Raw genomic sequence first — 16,695 nt, 5'->3', positions numbered from 1 at the left:
CGCCGCGGCCCCGCCGCGCGGGGCCCCCCCCCCCCCCCGCCCGCCGCCCGTCACCCCACTCGCCGCGGGGGCGCGGTCGCCGCGCGCCCCCCCCCCCCACCAAGGGGCGCGGGGAACTGCGCGCCCAGCCCCCACCCACCCGCAGCCGAAGAACAACCCGGCCGGGGCCCACCAAAGATCCCAAAGATCTTGGTGGGCCCCGGCCTTCGGCGTTGCGTACCCCGTACAGATGCCCCAAGGGAACCGCACGCCCGCCCGAAACAGCACAGCAAAAGGGCACAGCAAAAGGGCGGAGCCCCGGAAAGATCCGGGGCTCCGCCCTGAACGCTGCCGACGCCTAAGGCGTGCTCAAGGCCGTCAGTTGTCGTCCTCGTCGATGAGGAACCCACGCATCGGCGAGGGCGCCTGCTGCATCGGCGACGGCCCCTGGGGCCGTACCGGAGCCATCGGCTGGGTCATGGCCGGCGACATCTGCTGCTGCCCGCCGTAGGAGGGCGCGGCCGGTGCCGGGGCGCCGCCCATGCCCTGACCGCCGTACGACGGCGCACTCGCACCGGCCGGAGCCATCGAGGGCGCGGAGGGCGACGGCAGGGAGGCCGTGGCCGGCGTACGCGGCGGGGCGAGCGAGTCGTCCGCCTGCGTCTCCAGCTGGCGCAGCTGCGACTCCAGGTAGGACTTCAGACGCGTGCGGTACTCGCGCTCGAAGCCACGCAGGTCCTCGACCTTGCGCTCCAGCGTGGCGCGGGCGGACTCCAGGGAGCCCATCGCGACACGGTGCTTCTCCTGCGCGTCCCGCTCCAGCGCGTCGGCCTTGGCACGGGCGTCACGCTCGAGACCCTCGGCGCGGCTGCGGGCCTCGCCGACGATCTTGTTGGCCTCGGAGCGGGCCTCGGCGATCGCCTGGTCGGCGGTCTGCTGAGCCAGCGAGAGGACACGCGCGGCGCTGTCGCCACCGGGGCCCTGCTGCGGCATCTGCGGGCCGTGACCGCCCATGGGGCCACCCATGGGTCCGCCCATCGGGCCACCCATCTGCTGCTGCATCTGGGGCTGCATCTGGCCCGGCATCTGCTGCTGCATCTGCTGGCCGGGACCCTGGCCCATCGGACCCTGGCCCATCTGCCCTTGACCCATCGGACCCTGGCCCATGGGGCCCTGGCCCATCTGGCCCTGACCCATGGGGCCCTGGCCCATCGGACCCTGGCCCATGGGGCCCTGGCCCTGCTGGCCGCCCTGGGCACTGGGGCCCGCGGGCAGCTGCGGCGCACCGCTCGGCAGCTGGGGCGGCCCACCCATGGGGCCACCCATCTGCTGCTGCGGTGGGCCCGATATGCCGGCGGGTACAGGGGCGCCGGGACCTCGCATGCCCTGCGGCGGGCCCTGCTGATCCTGCTCGGGCGGCTTGCGCATGCCCTGCTGCTGGTTCTGCGCAGCCGCGCGCGTGGCCGCCGCCAGTTTGGCGCGCAGGTCCTCGTTCTCGCGGAGCAGTCGCGTCAGTTCGGCTTCGACCTCGTCGAGGAAGGCATCGACCTCGTCCTCGTCATAGCCTTCTCGGAGGCGGACGGTCGTGAACTGCTTGTTCCGCACGTCCTCGGGGGTCAACGGCATCTCTTCACCTCAACGTAGTCGTCGGCATTCGGCAAGACCGTATCGTTCACAGCCGGCTCACGACGGAGATCAGGATGTAGACGATGATCATCAGTACGAAGAAGGACAGGTCAAGCGCCACGCCCCCGAGACGCAGCGGCGGAATGAACCGCCGCAGAAGCTTGAGCGGTGGATCGGTGACAGTGTAGGTGGCCTCGAGAACGACCACCATCGCCTTGCCGGGTTGCCATGAGCGGGCGAACTGGAAGACGTAGTCCATGACCAACCGGAAAATCAACACGACGAGGAAACACGTCAGCGCGACGTAGAGAACCTGCCCGACCACGCTCATGATCCGCGCTTCCCTCTCCCCTGTTTCCGTACCTTGATCCGGTCCTGCGTCTCAGCTCTGGTTGAAGAACCCGCCCTCTGCGATGCGGGCCTTGTCCTCCGCCGTGACATCGACGTTAGCAGGCGACAACAGGAACACCTTCTGCGTCACCCGCTCGATGCTGCCGTGGAGACCAAACACCAAACCGGCCGCAAAGTCGACAAGTCGCTTCGCATCTGTGTCATCCATCTCAGTCAGATTCATGATCACCGGGGTGCCCTCACGGAAGTGTTCCCCGATGGTACGGGCCTCGTTGTAGGTCCGCGGGTGAAGTGTGGTGATCCGGTACGGCTCTCGTTCCGACACAACCTTGGGCATGATCACCGGTGCGTTCTTCTCCAGGCTTGCGCGTTCTTGTGTGATGGACGCCACGGGCGCGATCCGCGCCGGACGGCTGGATTCCGCAGCGAGCGAAGCGGAATGCGGCACCGGATCGCGAGGCGCCGGAGGCTGCACCATTCGTACCGATTCGTCCCGTTGGGACTGGTGTGCCTGATGCGACTGGTGGGGCGGCTCATGCCGCCGCCGGTCACGCTCGGGCTCCGGGTCGAGCTCGGGCTCGAACTCGTCATCGGGGTCGAATCCCCTGCCGTCGTACCCATCGTCCTCCACGAGGCCGAGGTAGACCGCCATCTTGCGCATCGCGCCGGCCATGCTCTGAGTCCTCCGCTCTGTGGTGGATCGGCTGACGAAGTGCCAAGTGCCCGCGATCCACGAGGTCGTTATGCCCGCCAGTGGCGGTAATGACCATATTTTCTGCTGTGGTCCGACTTCTTGGCGACGTTACCCGAGCCCGGGTCGGACTCCGAGTACCGCCGTACCGACGCGTACATGTGTCGCTCCGGCCGCCACGGCCTGCTCGAGGTCCGCACTCATCCCTGCAGACACCATGTTCGCAGCAGGATGCGTGCGGCGCATAGCAGTCGACAAATCCATCAGCCGCTCGAACGCCGCTTGTTGGCGCCCCGCGTACGCCCCGGTGAGCGGTGCGACGGTCATCAGTCCGTCGAGCCGGAGCCCGGGTGCCCCGGCGACGAGGTCGGCCAACTCTTCGATTCCGCCGACTCCGACGCCTCCCCGCTCACCCCGGCCGCTCTCCTGCGCGTCCAGTGCGACCTGGATGAGGCAGCCCACCTCGCGCTCCACCCGCACCGCCTCCTTCGACAGGGTCGTGACAAGCCGGGCACGGTCCACGGACTGCACCACATCCGCATAACCGACCACAGAACGCACCTTGTTGGTCTGCAACTGACCGACAAAATGCCACGAGAGGGGCAGATCCGAGCAAGCCGCCGCCTTGGGCGCCGCGTCCTGGTCCCGGTTCTCGGCGACGTGGCGCACACCGAGTTCCGACAGGACCCGCACATCACTGGCGGGGTAGGTCTTGGTGACCACGATCAGGGTCACCTCTTCGCGCTTGCGCCCGGCGGCCACACAGGCCGCCATGATGCGCTCTTCCACTTTCGCCAGATTTCCGGCGAGTTGAGCCTTACGGTCCGTCATGCCCCATCAGTCCAGCCAGACATAGCCTGCGAGCCGCCCGGTCGTGCGGTCCCGTCGGTACGAGAAGTGGTCGTCCGACTCCAGCGTGCACACCGGCGACTGCGCCCGGTCGCACACCCCGAGTCGTTCCAACTGCGCGTGCACTCCGGCGGTCACATCGACCGCGGGAGTGCCCCAGCTGGTCTCGGCGTACGCCGCCGGCTCGACGGCGGCGACTTCGGCGCGCATCTCGTCCGGTACCTCGTAGCACCGGCCGCAGACCGCGGGTCCGGTGCGGGCGACGATCCGCTCGGGCTCGGCGCCGAGCTCCACCATGGCCCGTACGGCGGCGGGGACGACCCCGGCGACCATGCCGGGCCGACCCGCGTGGGCGGCGGCCGCGATCCCGGCCACCGGGTCGGCCAGCAGGACCGGCGTGCAGTCGGCGGTGAGGACGGCGAGGGCGAGCCCGCGCCGCCCGGTCACGATCGCGTCGACGGACGGGATCTCCGAGGAGAGCCACGGTCCGTCGACCACCGCCACGTCCGGCCCGTGCACCTGGTTCATCCACACGACCAGGGCCGGGTCCAGTCCGAGCGACTTGGCGGCCATTTCACGATTGGTCCGTACGGCGTCGGGGTCGTCGCCGACCGCTCCGCCGAGGTTGAGCTCCTCGTACGGAACGGCGCTCACCCCGCCCCACCGGTCGGTGAAGGCGAAGTGCGCGCCGCTCACGGTGCTCGTTTCGGAGCGATGTCCTATCACTTCAGGAAGTCCGGCACGTCCAGCTCCTCGGCCGCGCTGTCCGAGTAGGCGCGGGACGGCGGGACCGGAGGAGCGACCGGGACCTCGTTGACCGGCTCCGGGGTGGGCTCCAGGGCCTCCTTCGGCGTGACGCTGCCGAGCGAGCCGAAGGACGGGCGGCTCTCGGCGGCCCGTACCGGCGCGGGCTCCTCGCGCTGCTTGGCGGAGGTGGAGCCGAGGATGTTGTCCCGCTTGGCCGGCGGCTGGCCGCCGTCGAAGCCGGCGGCGATCACGGTGACCCGCACCTCGTCGCCGAGTGCGTCGTCGATGACCGCACCGAAGATGATGTTGGCCTCGGGGTGCGCGGCCTCGCTGACCAGCTGGGCGGCCTCGTTGATCTCGAAAAGGCCGAGGTCGGAGCCACCGGAGATGGAGAGCAGGACGCCGCGTGCGCCGTCGATGGAGGCTTCCAGGAGCGGCGAGGAGATCGCCATCTCGGCCGCCGCCACGGCGCGGTCGTCGCCGCGGGCCGAGCCGATGCCCATGAGCGCGGAACCCGCCTCGGACATCACGGACTTGACGTCGGCGAAGTCGAGGTTGATCAGACCGGGCGTGGTGATGAGGTCGGTAATGCCCTGAACACCCGACAGCAGGACCTGGTCCGCCGACTTGAAGGCGTCGAGGACGGAGACCTGGCGGTCCGAGATGGACAGCAGCCGGTCGTTCGGGATGACGATGAGGGTGTCGACCTCTTCGCGGAGTTCCGCGATGCCGTCCTCGGCCTGGTTGGCGCGACGCCGTCCTTCGAAGGTGAAGGGGCGCGTGACCACGCCGATGGTGAGGGCGCCGAGCGAGCGGGCGATGTTGGCCACGACGGGTGCGCCGCCGGTGCCGGTGCCACCGCCTTCACCGGCCGTCACGAAGACCATGTCGGCCCCCTTGAGGACCTCCTCGATCTCCTCGCGGTGGTCCTCGGCCGCCTTGCGGCCCACGGCCGGGTTGGCTCCGGCGCCGAGTCCGCGCGTGAGTTCGCGGCCGACGTCGAGCTTGACGTCGGCGTCGCTCATCAACAGAGCTTGCGCGTCCGTGTTGATGGCGATGAACTCGACGCCCTTGAGACCGACCTCGATCATCCGGTTGATGGCATTGACACCACCGCCGCCGACACCGATGACTTTGATGACTGCGAGGTAGTTCTGCGGTGCTGCCACGTCGAAGGCCTCTCGCCTCGAGTTACGTGTCGTCGCCTCGCACGCTCGCGATCCGACGACTGATGCCGAATGGGACGGTCCGAACGCCGACCCGAACCCTAACGCTGAAGTTTAGGGTTACCAGTGTGTCTGTTCCTTGGACTCTTCCGAACAGGACACTAAGTCGACAAGTGGCGCACGTTCAACGAACACGCCGAACCTCCCGTTTTTCTTTTCACCCTATGTGATCAGCCGTAGCGCTGCCCAACCAGGGTGCTGGCCTGCACTGATGTGCGTCAACTCCCCGATGAAGCAGGGGCGATGGGGGCACTCACATCGAAGTGCCGGGCCCCTGGAGCTGCTTTCATGAGAGCGGTGAGCGTCCTGGCCTTCGCGCGGCCCTTCTCGTCGCTCCCCCACTGGACGCTGCGTCCGCCGCTCAACTCCAGCGAGATCGAGTCGTACGAACGGACCTTGACGATCCGGGTGTCGCGACGGACGGCGGCCGGAATGTCCCCGGCCACCCCCACCGCCTCGCGCACCAGCCGGTCGACCGGGAAGCGGCGCAGAACGGCCGCCTTGGACACCGCCAATTCCAGCGCGGGCACGCCCTTCGGAGCAGCCGAAACCGTCGCGAAACGCACGCCCTTGGCGTCCACTTCGATGTACTTGCCGCCGCTTCCGGTGTTTTTGAGAATGAGCACCGGGGTGCGTTCGGTCACTTTCAGCCCGATTCCGTGCGGCCAGGAACGGACGACATCAACCGAGTCAATTCGGGGCAATTTCCGGCGCAATCGCGCCTCGACGGCATCGGTATCGATGGAAATCAGCGGCGATCCGACCGGCACGTCGGCCGTGTCGCGCACTTGCCGGTCCGTCAGGACCCGCACCCCGGAGACCGACACCTTCTCGACCCGCAGCCACGGCGAGCCGTAGAGCAGCCATAGCGTGGCCGCCGTCACCAACACCAGCACGGTCAAAAGGATGATGAGCACACGAAGGCGACGCAACCGCCTGAGGCGGGGCGAGCCGGACTCCAACTTCTGCCGTTCACCGCGCTCGGCGGTCGTCGGTCCGGCCACGCTCCCTGCCTTCCCTCATGCGGTCCTAGCGGTGGCGAGAGGCGATCGCCTCGTACACCATGCCGACGAGCAGGTCGTCGGCGTCCCGGCGACCGAACTCGCTGGCGGCGCGGGACATCTCGTACAGCCGGTGCGGGTCGGCGAGCACGGGCAGCACGTTCTGCTGCACCCACTGGGGGGTCAGTTCCGAGTCGTCGACAAGGAGCCCGCCACCGGCCTTGACCACCGGCTGGGCGTTCAGTCGCTGTTCGCCGTTGCCGATGGGCAGCGGGACGTAGGCGGCGGGCAGCCCGACGGCGGAGAGTTCGGCGACGGTCATCGCGCCCGCGCGGCAGAGCATCATGTCGGCCGCGGCGTACGCGAGGTCCATCCGGTCCACGTACGGTACCGGGATGTACGGGGGCATTCCCGGCATCTGGTGGACCTGCGGCAGTTCGTTCTTCGGGCCGACCGCGTGCAGGATCTGGATACCGGCCTGCTGAAGGTACGGCGCCGCCTGCTGGACGACCTCGTTGAGGCGCCGTGCGCCCTGCGAGCCGCCGGAAACCAGCAAGGTCGGCAGCGAGGGGTCGAGACCGAACGCGGCGCGCGCCTCGGGGCGTACGGCGGCCCGGTCGAGGGTGGCGATCGAGCGGCGCAGCGGGATGCCGATGTAGCGGGCGCCGCGCAGCTTGTTGTCCGGGGTCGAGACGGCGACCTGTGCCGCGTACCGGGAACCGATCTTGTTGGCGAGGCCCGGCCGGGCGTTGGCCTCGTGGATCACGATCGGCACGCCGAGGCGCTTGGCCGCGAGGTAGGCGGGCAGCGCCACATAGCCGCCGAAGCCGACGACCGCGTCCGCCTTGGTGCGCTCCAGGACCTGCTCGGCCGCCTTGATCGTGCCGCGCAGCCGCCCCGGGACGGTGATCAGCTCGGGTGTGGGCTTGCGGGGCAGCGGGACGGCGGGGATCAGCGCGAGTTCGTAGCCCCGCTCCGGTACGAGCCGGGTCTCAAGTCCGCGTTCCGTGCCCAGGGCCGTGATCCCCACGGTCGGGTCCTGCCTGCGCAGGGCGTCCGCGAGGGCGAGCGCGGGCTCGATGTGGCCGGCGGTCCCCCCGCCGGCGAGTACGACATGCACCGAAATTCACCGCTCTCCGGACGAACGCGCCGCCGAGGCACGCCGTCGCATCGTGTTCCATCTCCGAGGCCCCGCGGCCCCCGCGGAGCCTCTCACCGCAGCACGCTTTCTACCAAAGCGGGGTTGCCGCATCGCAAGCGCCGCCCGCGCAGCGGGCTCGTCGCGTGCGAAGGCGATCAGCAGCCCGATGGCGAACATGGTCGGCAGCAGGGCGGACCCTCCGTAGGAGAACAGCGGGAGCGGGACTCCGGCGATCGGCAGCAGACCGAGCACCGCACCGATGTTGATCACGGCCTGGGCCGTGATCCAGGTGGTCACGCCTCCCGCGGCATACCTCACGAAGGGGTCCTCCGTGCGTCCGGCCACGCGGATACCCGCATAGCCTAGAGCCGCGAAGAGGGCGAGCACCGACAGCGTCCCCGCGAGGCCCAGTTCCTCCCCGGTGATGGCGAAGATGAAGTCGGTGTGCGCTTCGGGAAGTTGGCCCCATTTTTCCACACTGGCGCCGAGGCCGGAACCGAACAGTCCGCCGGAGGCCAGAGCGTAGATACCGTGCACGGCCTGCCAGCAGGTGTCGTTCGGGCCGGGTTCGGTGGCGCCGATGCAGGCGAGCCGGGACATCCGGTTGGGGCTCGTCTTGATCAGGATGAAACCGATGGTCACGGCGACCGCCAGCACGCCGCCGAACAGCCGCGTGGGCGCTCCGGCCAGCCACAGCAGTCCGAAGAGGATGGCGGTGAGGATGATCGCCGTGCCCATGTCGCCACCGAGCATGATCAGGCCGAGCAGCAGGAAGGTGCCCGGGACGAGCGGCACCAGCATGTGCTTCCACTGCGCGAGCATGCCCTTGTCCTGCTTGCGGGCGAGCAGGTCGGCGCCCCACAGCACGAGCGCGAGCTTGCCGAACTCGCTGGGCTGGATCTGGAACGAGCCGCCGAGGGAGATCCAGTTCTGGTTGCCGTTGACCGCCATCCCTATCCCCGGGACCTGCACGAGGATCATCAGGAAGACCGCGCCGGCCAGGATCGGATACGCCAGCGCCCGGTGCAGTTTCACCGGCACCCGCATGGCGATCAGGAGCAGCACGGTGCCGATGGAGGCCGCGAGGAACTGTTTGCGGAAGAAGAACGACCCCGGCAGCGAGAGCTGCAGCGCCGTGATCATCGAGGCCGAGTAGACCATCACCAGGCCCAGCACGGTGATCAACAGGCTGCTGCCGAAGATCAGATAGTACGCGGTGAGCGGACGGTCCCAGGCCTTGCGGGCGCGCGTGCAGAGCAGGCGCAGGGGGTTGTCGCGCGGGGGGCGGGGACGTCCGGCGGGGCGCCGTGGGGCACGCTGGACGGGGGGACGGCCAGTACGGCTACTGGCCATCACCGGCTCCGTCCGCCATGCCCCGGGAGGGCGTCCCGCAGGGCGATGAGGGTCCCCACAATGGCGTCACGCGTCCCTCCCAAGGGTCCCGGGCGCGCCCGGACCGTCCGAGACCCGCCGTCAGGCGCTCGCGCCGAGTTCGCGGACCGCCTCCGCGAACGCGTCCCCGCGCTTGTTGTAGTTGGCGAACATGTCCATGGAGGCACAGGCCGGCGCCAGCAACACCGTGTCGCCCTCGCGGGCGAGCCCCCGCGCCTCCCGAACCGCCGCGAGCATCGCCCCAGTGTCGGTCCGGTCGAGGTCGACGACGGGTACTTCCGGCGCGTGTCGCACAAGGGCTTCACGGATCAGAGCCCGATCCGCGCCGATGAGCACGACGCCCCGAAGTCGCTTTGCCGACTTGGCGACCAGCTCGTCGAAGGTCGCGCCCTTGGCGAGTCCGCCCGCGATCCACACGATCGACTCGTAGGCCGCCAAAGAGGCTTCCGCGGCATGCGTGTTGGTCGCCTTGGAGTCGTCGATGTACGCGACGCCGTCCACGTCGGCGACGTGCGCGATGCGGTGGGCGTCCGGTGTGAAGGCCCGCAGCCCGTCCCGTACCGCCGCGGCGGGCACCCCGAAGGCGCGTGCCAGGGCCGCCGCCGCAAGGGCGTTGGCGATGTTGTGCGGGGCGGGCGGGTTGACGTCGGAGACCTCGGCGAGTTCCTGGGCGTTCTTCTGCCGGTTCTCGACGAAGGCGCGGTCGACCAGGATGCCGTCCACGACGCCGAGTTGGGACGGTCCGGGGGTGCCGAGGGTGAAGCCGACCGCCCGGCAGCCCTCCTCGACGTCCGCCTCGCGCACCAGGTCCTCGGTGGCCTTGTCGGCGAGGTTGTAGACGCAGGCGACCCGATTGCCTTCGTAGATACGACCCTTGTCGGCGGCGTACGCCTCCATGGAGCCGTGCCAGTCGAGGTGATCCGGTGCCAGGTTCAGAACGACGGCCGAGTGCGCCCGCAGCGACGGCGCCCAGTGCAGCTGATAGCTCGACAGCTCCACCGCCAGGACGTCGTACCGCTCCTCGCCGAGGACCGCGTCAAGGAGCGAGACCCCGATGTTGCCGACGGCGGCCGTGCGCAGCCCGGCCGCCGTCAGGATCGAGGCGAGCATCTGCACGGTGGTGGTCTTGCCGTTGGTGCCGGTGACGGCCAGCCAGGGGGCCGCGTCAGGGCCTCTCAGCCGCCAGGCCAGTTCGACGTCGCCCCAGACCGGGACGTCCGCCGCGGCGGCCGCGGCGAACAGCGGCTTGTCCGGCTTCCAGCCGGGCGCGGTGACGATGAGTTCGGTGCCTTCGGGCAGGGTGGCGCCGTCACCGAGGCGCACGGTGATGCCGAGCGCCTCCAGCTCCGCGGCCTGCGCCCGGGAGCGCTCGTCGTCGCCGTCGTTGACGACCGTGACGACGGCGCCGAGACCGTGCAGCACCTTGGCCGCCGGGATGCCGGAGACGCCGAGCCCGGCGACGGTGACGTGCTTGCCCTGCCAGTCGGTCACTTCTTGGCTGCCCATCCTGCGTAGAAGAGGCCCAGACCCACGATGACGCACATGCCCTGGATGATCCAGAAGCGGACCACGACAAGGACTTCGGACCACCCCTTTAGTTCGAAGTGGTGCTGGAGTGGCGCCATGCGGAAGACGCGCCTGCCGGTGAGCCGGAAGGAGCCGACCTGGATGACGACCGACATGGTGATCAGGACGAAGAGGCCGCCGAGGAGCGCGACCAGCAGCTCCGTGCGGGAGCAGATCGCGAGGCCGGCGAGCGCGCCGCCGAGGGCCAGCGAACCGGTGTCACCCATGAAGATCTTGGCGGGCGAGGTGTTCCACCACAGGAAGCCGAAGCAGGCTCCCATCAGGGCGGAGGCGACGACCGCGAGGTCGAGTGGATCTCGTACCTCGTAGCAGGCGGCCGGGTTGGTCAGGGTCTGCGCGTTGGCGCAGGACTCCTGGAACTGCCAGACGCCGATGAAGGTGTACGCGCCGAAGACCATGGTCGCGGCGCCGGTGGCGAGACCGTCCAGACCGTCGGTCAGGTTCACGCCGTTCGACATGGCGAGAATCATGAACAGGGCCCAGACCACGAAGAGCACCGGGCCGATGGTCCAGCCGAAGTCCTCCACGAAGGAGAGCCTGGTGGAGGCCGGGGTGTTGCCGTGGTTGTCCGCGAACTGGAGTGCGAGGACCGCGAAGGAGATGCCGACGATCAGCTGACCGGCCATCTTCGCCTTGGCCCGCAGACCGAGCGAACGCCGCTTGACGATCTTGATGTAGTCGTCCAGGAAGCCGACCAGGCCCATGCCGGACATCAGGCCGAGCACCAGCAGACCCGAGAAGGTCGGCGGCTTGCCCGTGATCACCTTGGACAGGAAGTACGCGATGATCGTCGCCAGGATGAAGGCGATACCACCCATGGTCGGAGTACCGCGCTTGCTGTGGTGCTCCTTCGGGCCGTCGTCGCGGATGTACTGCCCGTAGCCCTTGCGGGCCAGCAGCTTGATCAGCAGCGGGGTCCCGATCAGGGTCAGGAACAGACCAATGACTCCTGCGAACAGGATCTGGTTCATCATCGGGCCGCGACCTCACCCTCGGCACCGTTGTCGAGCAGCGCCTGCGCCACCCGTTCGAGCCCGACCGACCGGGACGCCTTCACGAGCACGACGTCCCCCGGGCGCAACTCGCTGCGCAACAGGTCGACAGCCGCCTGTGCGTCGGACACGTGCACCGACTCCTCACCCCACGAACCCTCGTTATATGCGCCCAGTTGGAGCCAGGAAGCTTCCCTGCCCCCGACCGCGACGAGCTTGCTGACGTTGAGTCGGACGGCGAGCCGCCCGACCGCGTCGTGCTCGGCGAGCGCCTCGTCCCCGAGCTCGGCCATCTGACCGAGCACCGCCCACGTCCGACCCCCTTCTGCCTGTGTGGCTTTGCCCATTGCCGCGAGCGCGCGCAGGGCGGCTCGCATGGACTCGGGGTTCGCGTTGTAGGCGTCGTTGACGACCGTCACGCCGTCCGGGCGCTCGGTGACCTCCATCCGCCAGCGGGAGAGGGAGCCCGCCTCGGAGAGCGCGAGGGCGATCTCGTCTGCGGACATGCCCAGCTCATGGGCGACGGCGGCCGCGGCGAGCGCGTTCGACACGTGGTGCTCACCGTACAGGCGCATGGTCACATCGCTGCACCCGGAGGGTGTGTGAAGCCTGAATGCTGGCTGTCCGGCGCCCGTGAGACGGACGTTCTCGGCACGTACGTCCGCTTCGCCGGACTCTCCGAAGAGGATCACGCGCGCCTTCGTGCGGGACGCCATGGCGCGTACGAGGGGGTCGTCGGCGTTGAGGACGGCGACGCCGCCCGCTTCCGCCGACGGGAGGCTCTCGACGAGCTCGCCCTTCGCCTGTGCAATCTGTTCGCGGCCGCCGAACTCACCGATGTGGGCGGTCCCGACGTTCAGGACCAGGCCGATCCTCGGTGGCGTGAGGTCCGTGAGGTAGCTGATGTGGCCGATGCCGCGGGCGCCCATCTCCAGGACGAGGAACCTGGTCTCCTCGGTGGCGCTCAGCGCGGTCAGCGGCAGTCCGATCTCGTTGTTGAGCGAGCCGGGCGTGAAGACGGTCGGCGCCTTGCTCCGCAGGACCTGGGCGATCAGGTCCTTGGTGCTGGTCTTGCCCGCGGAGCCGGTGAGGGCCACGAGGGTCGCGCCCAGCCGTTCGACGACGTGACGCGCGAGGGCGCCCAGGGCCGCCTGCACGTCCGCGACGACGATCGCCGGCACGCCGACGGGCCGGGAGGCCAGTACGGCGACCGCGCCCGCCGCGACGACGGCCTCGGCGAAGTCGTGGCCGTCCACGCGCTCGCCGACGAAGGCGACGAAGAGGCTGCCTGGCTCCACTTCACGGGAGTCTCTGACGACCGGTCCGGTGACCTGTACCGCCGGATCCGGTATGTCGTACGTCTGCCCGCCGACGACTGCTGCGATCTCGGCGAGAGAGAGGGCGATCACAAGTTCATCCCTGGGTCTTCTGGATAGCTTCGCGAAGCACCTGGCGGTCGTCGAAGGGACGCACCACCCCGGCGATGTCCTGGCCCTGCTCGTGGCCCTTGCCCGCGACCAGCACGGTGTCGCCGGGCCGCGCCCGGGCGACGGCGGCGGCGATGGCGGCGGCCCGGTCCTCGAAGACCTGGACCTCGCCACGCTCGTGCGCCGGCACCTCGGCGGCGCCCGCGAGCATCGTCGCGAGGATCGCGAGGGGGTCCTCCGAGCGGGGGTTGTCCGATGTCAGTACGGCGGTGTCGGCGAGCCGCGCCGCGGCGGCGCCCATCGGCATCCGCTTGGTCCTGTCACGGTCGCCGCCGCAGCCGAGCACGATGTGCAGCCTGCCCTCGGTGACCTTGCGCAGTGCGCGCAGGACCGATTCGACGGCGTCCGTCTTGTGGGCGTAGTCGACGACCGCGAGGTAGGGCTGGCCCGCGTCCACGCGCTCCAGGCGGCCCGGCACTCCCGGGACGACGGCGATGCCGTCGGCGGCGGTCTGCGGGTCGATCCCGGCGACGGCGAGGGCGACGATCGCGGCGAGGGTGTTCGCCACGTTGAAGGGTCCCGCGAGCGGCGACTTGGCGGTGATCCGCTCGCCCTTGGGGCCGACCGCGACGAACGCGGAGTCCATCGGGCCGACCTCGACCTCCTCGGCGTGCCAGTCGGCGTCCGGGTGTCCTTCGGCGGAGAAGGTGACGACGGGGACGGTGGCCTCCTCGGCCAGCCTGCGCCCGTACTCGTCGTCGAGGTTGACGACGCCGAGTTTGCTGCGTTGCGGTGTGAACAGCTGCGCCTTGGCCCGGAAGTAGTCCTCCATGTCGGAGTGGAACTCCATGTGTTCCGGGCTGAGGTTGTTGAAGACCGCGATGTCGAAGACACAGCCGTCGACCCGCCCGAGGACCAGCGCGTGGCTGGAGACCTCCATCGCGACCGCGTCGACGCCGCGCTCGCGCATGACCGCGAACAGCGCCTGGAGGTCGGTTGCTTCGGGGGTGGTGCGCTCCGACTTGATGCGCTCCTCGCCGATGCGCATCTCCACGGTGCCGATCAGGCCGGTGGAGCGGAGCGTCTTCAGGCCGCCCTCGACGAGATAGGCCGTGGTGGTCTTGCCGGAGGTGCCGGTGATGCCGATCTGGAGCAGGTCGCGCCCGGGATGGCCGTAGATGGTGGCCGCGAGCTCTCCCATCAGGCCGCGCGGGTCGTCGACGACGAGGACCGGCAGCCCGGTGGCGGCGGCGCGCTCGGCGCCGGTCGGGTCGGTCAGCACGGCGACCGCGCCAAGACCGGCCGCCTGTGTCACGAAGTCGGCGCCGTGCAGGCGGGCGCCCGGCAGCGCGGCATAGAGGTCTCCGGGGCGCACCGCGCGGGAGTCATGGGTGATGCCCGTGACCTCCGCGTTCGGCGCCGGGGCGGCGACACCCAGCTGATCGGCGAGCTCCGCGAGGGGTGTGGCGGAGTTCTGGACCGGTCGCGGCGGCCCCGGATATGTCACAGGAACGCCCTTCTGGGTGGTTTGGGACTGATCAGCGTGTGGCACGGCGGTGAGCGTACCGGGCTCACCCCCGCCGGAGCGAAGCGAGGGGCGTGGCGAGCCGTGGTTCCCGGAATCCGGGGTGATCGTTGTCACGAGCTGGTTCCTGGTCCGTTGTGCGTGCGGTCTTGTCCGGGTCCTGGCCGGACCTGATCAAGTCCTGATCAGGGAGTATGGCCGGAATCGATCACGGCGTGAAGGTCACGGGCAGATTGGCGGCCCCCGCTCCGGTGGGCGGGACCTGGAGGGTCTTGAGCGCGAACTCCATGACCTGCTTGTAGATGGGTCCGCAGATCTGGCCGCCGAAGTAGCTGCCCTTGGTGGCGTTCTGGATCGCGCAGTAGACGGTGATCCGGGGCTTGTCGGCGGGGGCGAATCCGGCGAACGACGAGGTGTAGCCGTGGTACTTGCCGGTGGCCGGATCCACGCGGTTGGCCGTACCCGTCTTGCCCGCGACCCGGTAGCCGGGGATGCGCGCCTTGGCGCCGGTGCCCTGCTCGTCGTCCACGACGGACTCCAGCATCTGGGCGAGGGTCTTCGCCGTCTTCTCGCTCACGACCCTCGTCTTCTTCGGCTGGGCGGCCGGGGTGAACCGGCCGTCGGGCCCCTTCGCGCCGCGCACCAGCGTCGGCTCGACGCGTACACCTCCGTTGGCGATCGTCGAGTAGACGGAGGCCGCCTGCATCGCGTTGATCGACATGCCCTGGCCGAAAGGAATCGTGTACTGCTGGGAGGTCGACCACTTGTCGGCGGGCGCGAGGATGCCCTTCGTCTCGCCGGGGAAGCCGAGCCCGGTGTAGCTGCCGATGCCGAACTTGCGCAGATACGAATAGAGGACCTGGTTCGCGTCCTTCTGCGTCTTGCCGAGCTGGCCGGCCGCCAGGATGGTGCCGATGTTGCTGGACTTGGCGAGCACGCCGTTGAGCGTCAGGTTCCAGGTCGCGTGGTCGATGTCGTCCTGGAAGAGGCGGTCGCCGCGGTGCAGCCGGTTGGGCACGACCACATGCGTCTCGGGCGTTGCGACGTTCTCCTCCAGTACGGCTGCCATCGACATGACCTTGGCGGTGGAGCCGGGTTCGTACGCGTCCTGGAGGGCCGCGTTGCCCAGGGCCGCCGCGTTGGCCTGGGTGAGGTCGTTGGGATCGAAGCCCGGTGAGTTCGCCATGGCGAGGATCTCGCCGCTGCGGGCGTCCTGCACGATCACGTACCCGCGGTCCGCCTTGGACGCCTTCACCTGCTCGGTGATGGCGTTCTGCGCGGCCCACTGGATGTCGCGGTTGATGGTCAGCTCGACGTCGGAGCCCGCCACGGCGGGTGTCTCCGTCGATCCCGCGGTCGGCACCTGACGGCCGCCGGACTGGGCGTAGCGGATCTTGCCGTCCTTGCCGGCGAGTTCCTTGTTCAGCTTCTGCTCGACTCCGCCGCCGCCCTTGCCGTCGGCGTTGACCCAGCCCAGTATCCCGGCGGCGAGATCGCCGTTCGGATACACGCGCTTGCTGGCCGGGACCGCTACGACGCCGGCGAGGAAGTTGACGGTGCTCTTGTCGGTCTCCGCCTTGACCGCGAGCGTGTTCCTCAGGTCCTTGATCTGCTTCCAGACCTGGGGGGTCTGGCGGTGCGCGAGCAGTGTGTAGCGGGTGTTCTTCGTACGGAGCTTCTTGGCGACGGTGTCCATGTCCTGGCCGAGGATCGGCCCGAGCAGCGCCGCGGCCTGCTCGGGCGCGTCCGTCACCTTCGTCGCTTCCCGCGTGAACATCGTGGGGTCGGCCGTGATGTCGTACGCGTCCACGCTCGTCGCGAGCTCCACGCCGTTGCGGTCCGTGATCCCGCCGCGGGTGGCGGCCAGGGTGCGGCCGACGTAGCGGTTCTGCTCGGCCTTCGCGGCGTACGCGTTGGCATCCACGGCCTGTACCTGGAGCAGGCGCACGACGAAGGCGATCATCACCAGCGTCAGGGTGAGGCTGACCATGCGCAGCCGGGGCCGGGGGCTGCCCAGCCGCAGAACCTGCGAGCCGCCGGGCCGGGGCGCGCCCGGGCGGCGTGCGGGGCGGGCGCCGGGGCCCGGACGCCGCTGGCCGCCGGGGCGTACGGGCCTGGCGGGGCCGGGCACACGGCGGCGCGGCGGTTCCCTGTCGGACAC

At 69.6% G+C, this 16,695-nt stretch carries 14 protein-coding genes; all 14 read right to left on the bottom strand.

All coding sequences use genetic code 11. The features are described 5' to 3' along the window. Positions 1-357: 357 nt before the first annotated feature. Positions 358-1,605, bottom strand: coding sequence for a DivIVA domain-containing protein (locus ACFVWD_RS35705; RefSeq protein ID WP_389602180.1), 1,248 nt, complete (start codon positions 1,603-1,605; stop codon positions 358-360). Positions 1,606-1,651: 46 nt separating this feature from the next. After that, positions 1,652-1,936 carry a YggT family protein gene (locus ACFVWD_RS35700; protein ID WP_075026383.1) on the bottom strand — a complete coding sequence of 95 codons (285 nt, stop codon included), beginning with the start codon at positions 1,934-1,936 and terminating at the stop codon, positions 1,652-1,654. Positions 1,937-1,987: 51 nt separating this feature from the next. Beyond that, positions 1,988-2,629: a cell division protein SepF gene (locus ACFVWD_RS35695; RefSeq protein WP_101408202.1), complete on the bottom strand. Its 642-nt coding sequence runs from the start codon at positions 2,627-2,629 to the stop codon at positions 1,988-1,990. Between the two features lie 129 nt (positions 2,630-2,758). Beyond that, complete coding sequence (locus ACFVWD_RS35690; protein ID WP_389602178.1) at positions 2,759-3,478, bottom strand: YggS family pyridoxal phosphate-dependent enzyme; 720 nt, start codon at positions 3,476-3,478, stop codon at positions 2,759-2,761. Between the two features lie 6 nt (positions 3,479-3,484). Beyond that, positions 3,485-4,192 (bottom strand): peptidoglycan editing factor PgeF, encoded by a 708-nt coding sequence (gene pgeF / locus ACFVWD_RS35685; RefSeq protein ID WP_389602176.1) that lies wholly within the window; start codon positions 4,190-4,192, stop codon positions 3,485-3,487. A gap of 26 nt (positions 4,193-4,218) precedes the next feature. Further along, positions 4,219-5,412: a cell division protein FtsZ gene (ftsZ, locus tag ACFVWD_RS35680; protein WP_389602174.1), complete on the bottom strand. Its 1,194-nt coding sequence runs from the start codon at positions 5,410-5,412 to the stop codon at positions 4,219-4,221. Positions 5,413-5,687: 275 nt separating this feature from the next. Continuing rightward, positions 5,688-6,473 carry a cell division protein FtsQ/DivIB gene (locus ACFVWD_RS35675; RefSeq protein WP_389602173.1) on the bottom strand — a complete coding sequence of 262 codons (786 nt, stop codon included), beginning with the start codon at positions 6,471-6,473 and terminating at the stop codon, positions 5,688-5,690. A gap of 25 nt (positions 6,474-6,498) precedes the next feature. After that, positions 6,499-7,590, bottom strand: a complete 1,092-nt coding sequence (murG, locus tag ACFVWD_RS35670) for an undecaprenyldiphospho-muramoylpentapeptide beta-N-acetylglucosaminyltransferase (RefSeq protein ID WP_389602171.1) — start codon at positions 7,588-7,590, stop codon at positions 6,499-6,501. A 6-nt stretch (positions 7,591-7,596) separates the two neighbouring features. Beyond that, positions 7,597-8,964 carry a putative lipid II flippase FtsW gene (ftsW, locus tag ACFVWD_RS35665; RefSeq protein ID WP_389602170.1) on the bottom strand — a complete coding sequence of 456 codons (1,368 nt, stop codon included), beginning with the start codon at positions 8,962-8,964 and terminating at the stop codon, positions 7,597-7,599. Positions 8,965-9,084: 120 nt separating this feature from the next. After that, a complete protein-coding gene (gene murD, locus ACFVWD_RS35660; protein ID WP_389602168.1) occupies positions 9,085-10,509 on the bottom strand; it encodes a UDP-N-acetylmuramoyl-L-alanine--D-glutamate ligase in 1,425 nt (474 codons plus the stop codon). After that, positions 10,491-11,561, bottom strand: coding sequence for a phospho-N-acetylmuramoyl-pentapeptide-transferase (mraY, locus tag ACFVWD_RS35655; RefSeq protein ID WP_389602223.1), 1,071 nt, complete (start codon positions 11,559-11,561; stop codon positions 10,491-10,493). The genes murD and mraY overlap by 19 nt, the downstream gene beginning before the upstream one ends. Continuing rightward, positions 11,561-12,991, bottom strand: a complete 1,431-nt coding sequence (gene murF / locus ACFVWD_RS35650; protein ID WP_389602166.1) for a UDP-N-acetylmuramoyl-tripeptide--D-alanyl-D-alanine ligase — start codon at positions 12,989-12,991, stop codon at positions 11,561-11,563. The genes mraY and murF overlap by 1 nt, the downstream gene beginning before the upstream one ends. A 4-nt stretch (positions 12,992-12,995) precedes the next feature. Further along, positions 12,996-14,651 carry a UDP-N-acetylmuramoyl-L-alanyl-D-glutamate--2,6-diaminopimelate ligase gene (locus ACFVWD_RS35645; RefSeq protein ID WP_389602164.1) on the bottom strand — a complete coding sequence of 552 codons (1,656 nt, stop codon included), beginning with the start codon at positions 14,649-14,651 and terminating at the stop codon, positions 12,996-12,998. A 91-nt stretch (positions 14,652-14,742) separates the two neighbouring features. Continuing rightward, the gene (locus tag ACFVWD_RS35640) at positions 14,743-16,695 is read right to left on the bottom strand and encodes a peptidoglycan D,D-transpeptidase FtsI family protein (RefSeq protein WP_389602163.1); all 1,953 of its coding nucleotides are present in this window, start codon (positions 16,693-16,695) and stop codon (positions 14,743-14,745) included.

Source organism: Streptomyces sp. NPDC058086 (genome assembly GCF_042885015.1).
Lineage (GTDB): Bacteria > Actinomycetota > Actinomycetes > Streptomycetales > Streptomycetaceae > Streptomyces.
Note: the sequence above shows the minus strand (reverse complement) of the source record. Positions and strands in the feature narration are given on the sequence as shown.

What these genes read in the sequence shown, in the direction of transcription:
- ACFVWD_RS35705 (WP_389602180.1), bottom strand. Translation starts at nt 1,605, where the DNA reads ATGCCGTTGACCCCCGAGGACGTGCGGAACAAGCAGTTCACGACCGTC.
- ACFVWD_RS35700 (WP_075026383.1), bottom strand. Translation starts at nt 1,936, where the DNA reads ATGAGCGTGGTCGGGCAGGTTCTCTACGTCGCGCTGACGTGTTTCCTC.
- ACFVWD_RS35695 (WP_101408202.1), bottom strand. Translation starts at nt 2,629, where the DNA reads ATGGCCGGCGCGATGCGCAAGATGGCGGTCTACCTCGGCCTCGTGGAG.
- ACFVWD_RS35690 (WP_389602178.1), bottom strand. Translation starts at nt 3,478, where the DNA reads ATGACGGACCGTAAGGCTCAACTCGCCGGAAATCTGGCGAAAGTGGAA.
- ftsW (WP_389602170.1), bottom strand. Translation starts at nt 8,964, where the DNA reads ATGGCCAGTAGCCGTACTGGCCGTCCCCCCGTCCAGCGTGCCCCACGG.
- murD (WP_389602168.1), bottom strand. Translation starts at nt 10,509, where the DNA reads ATGGGCAGCCAAGAAGTGACCGACTGGCAGGGCAAGCACGTCACCGTC.
- mraY (WP_389602223.1), bottom strand. Translation starts at nt 11,561, where the DNA reads ATGAACCAGATCCTGTTCGCAGGAGTCATTGGTCTGTTCCTGACCCTG.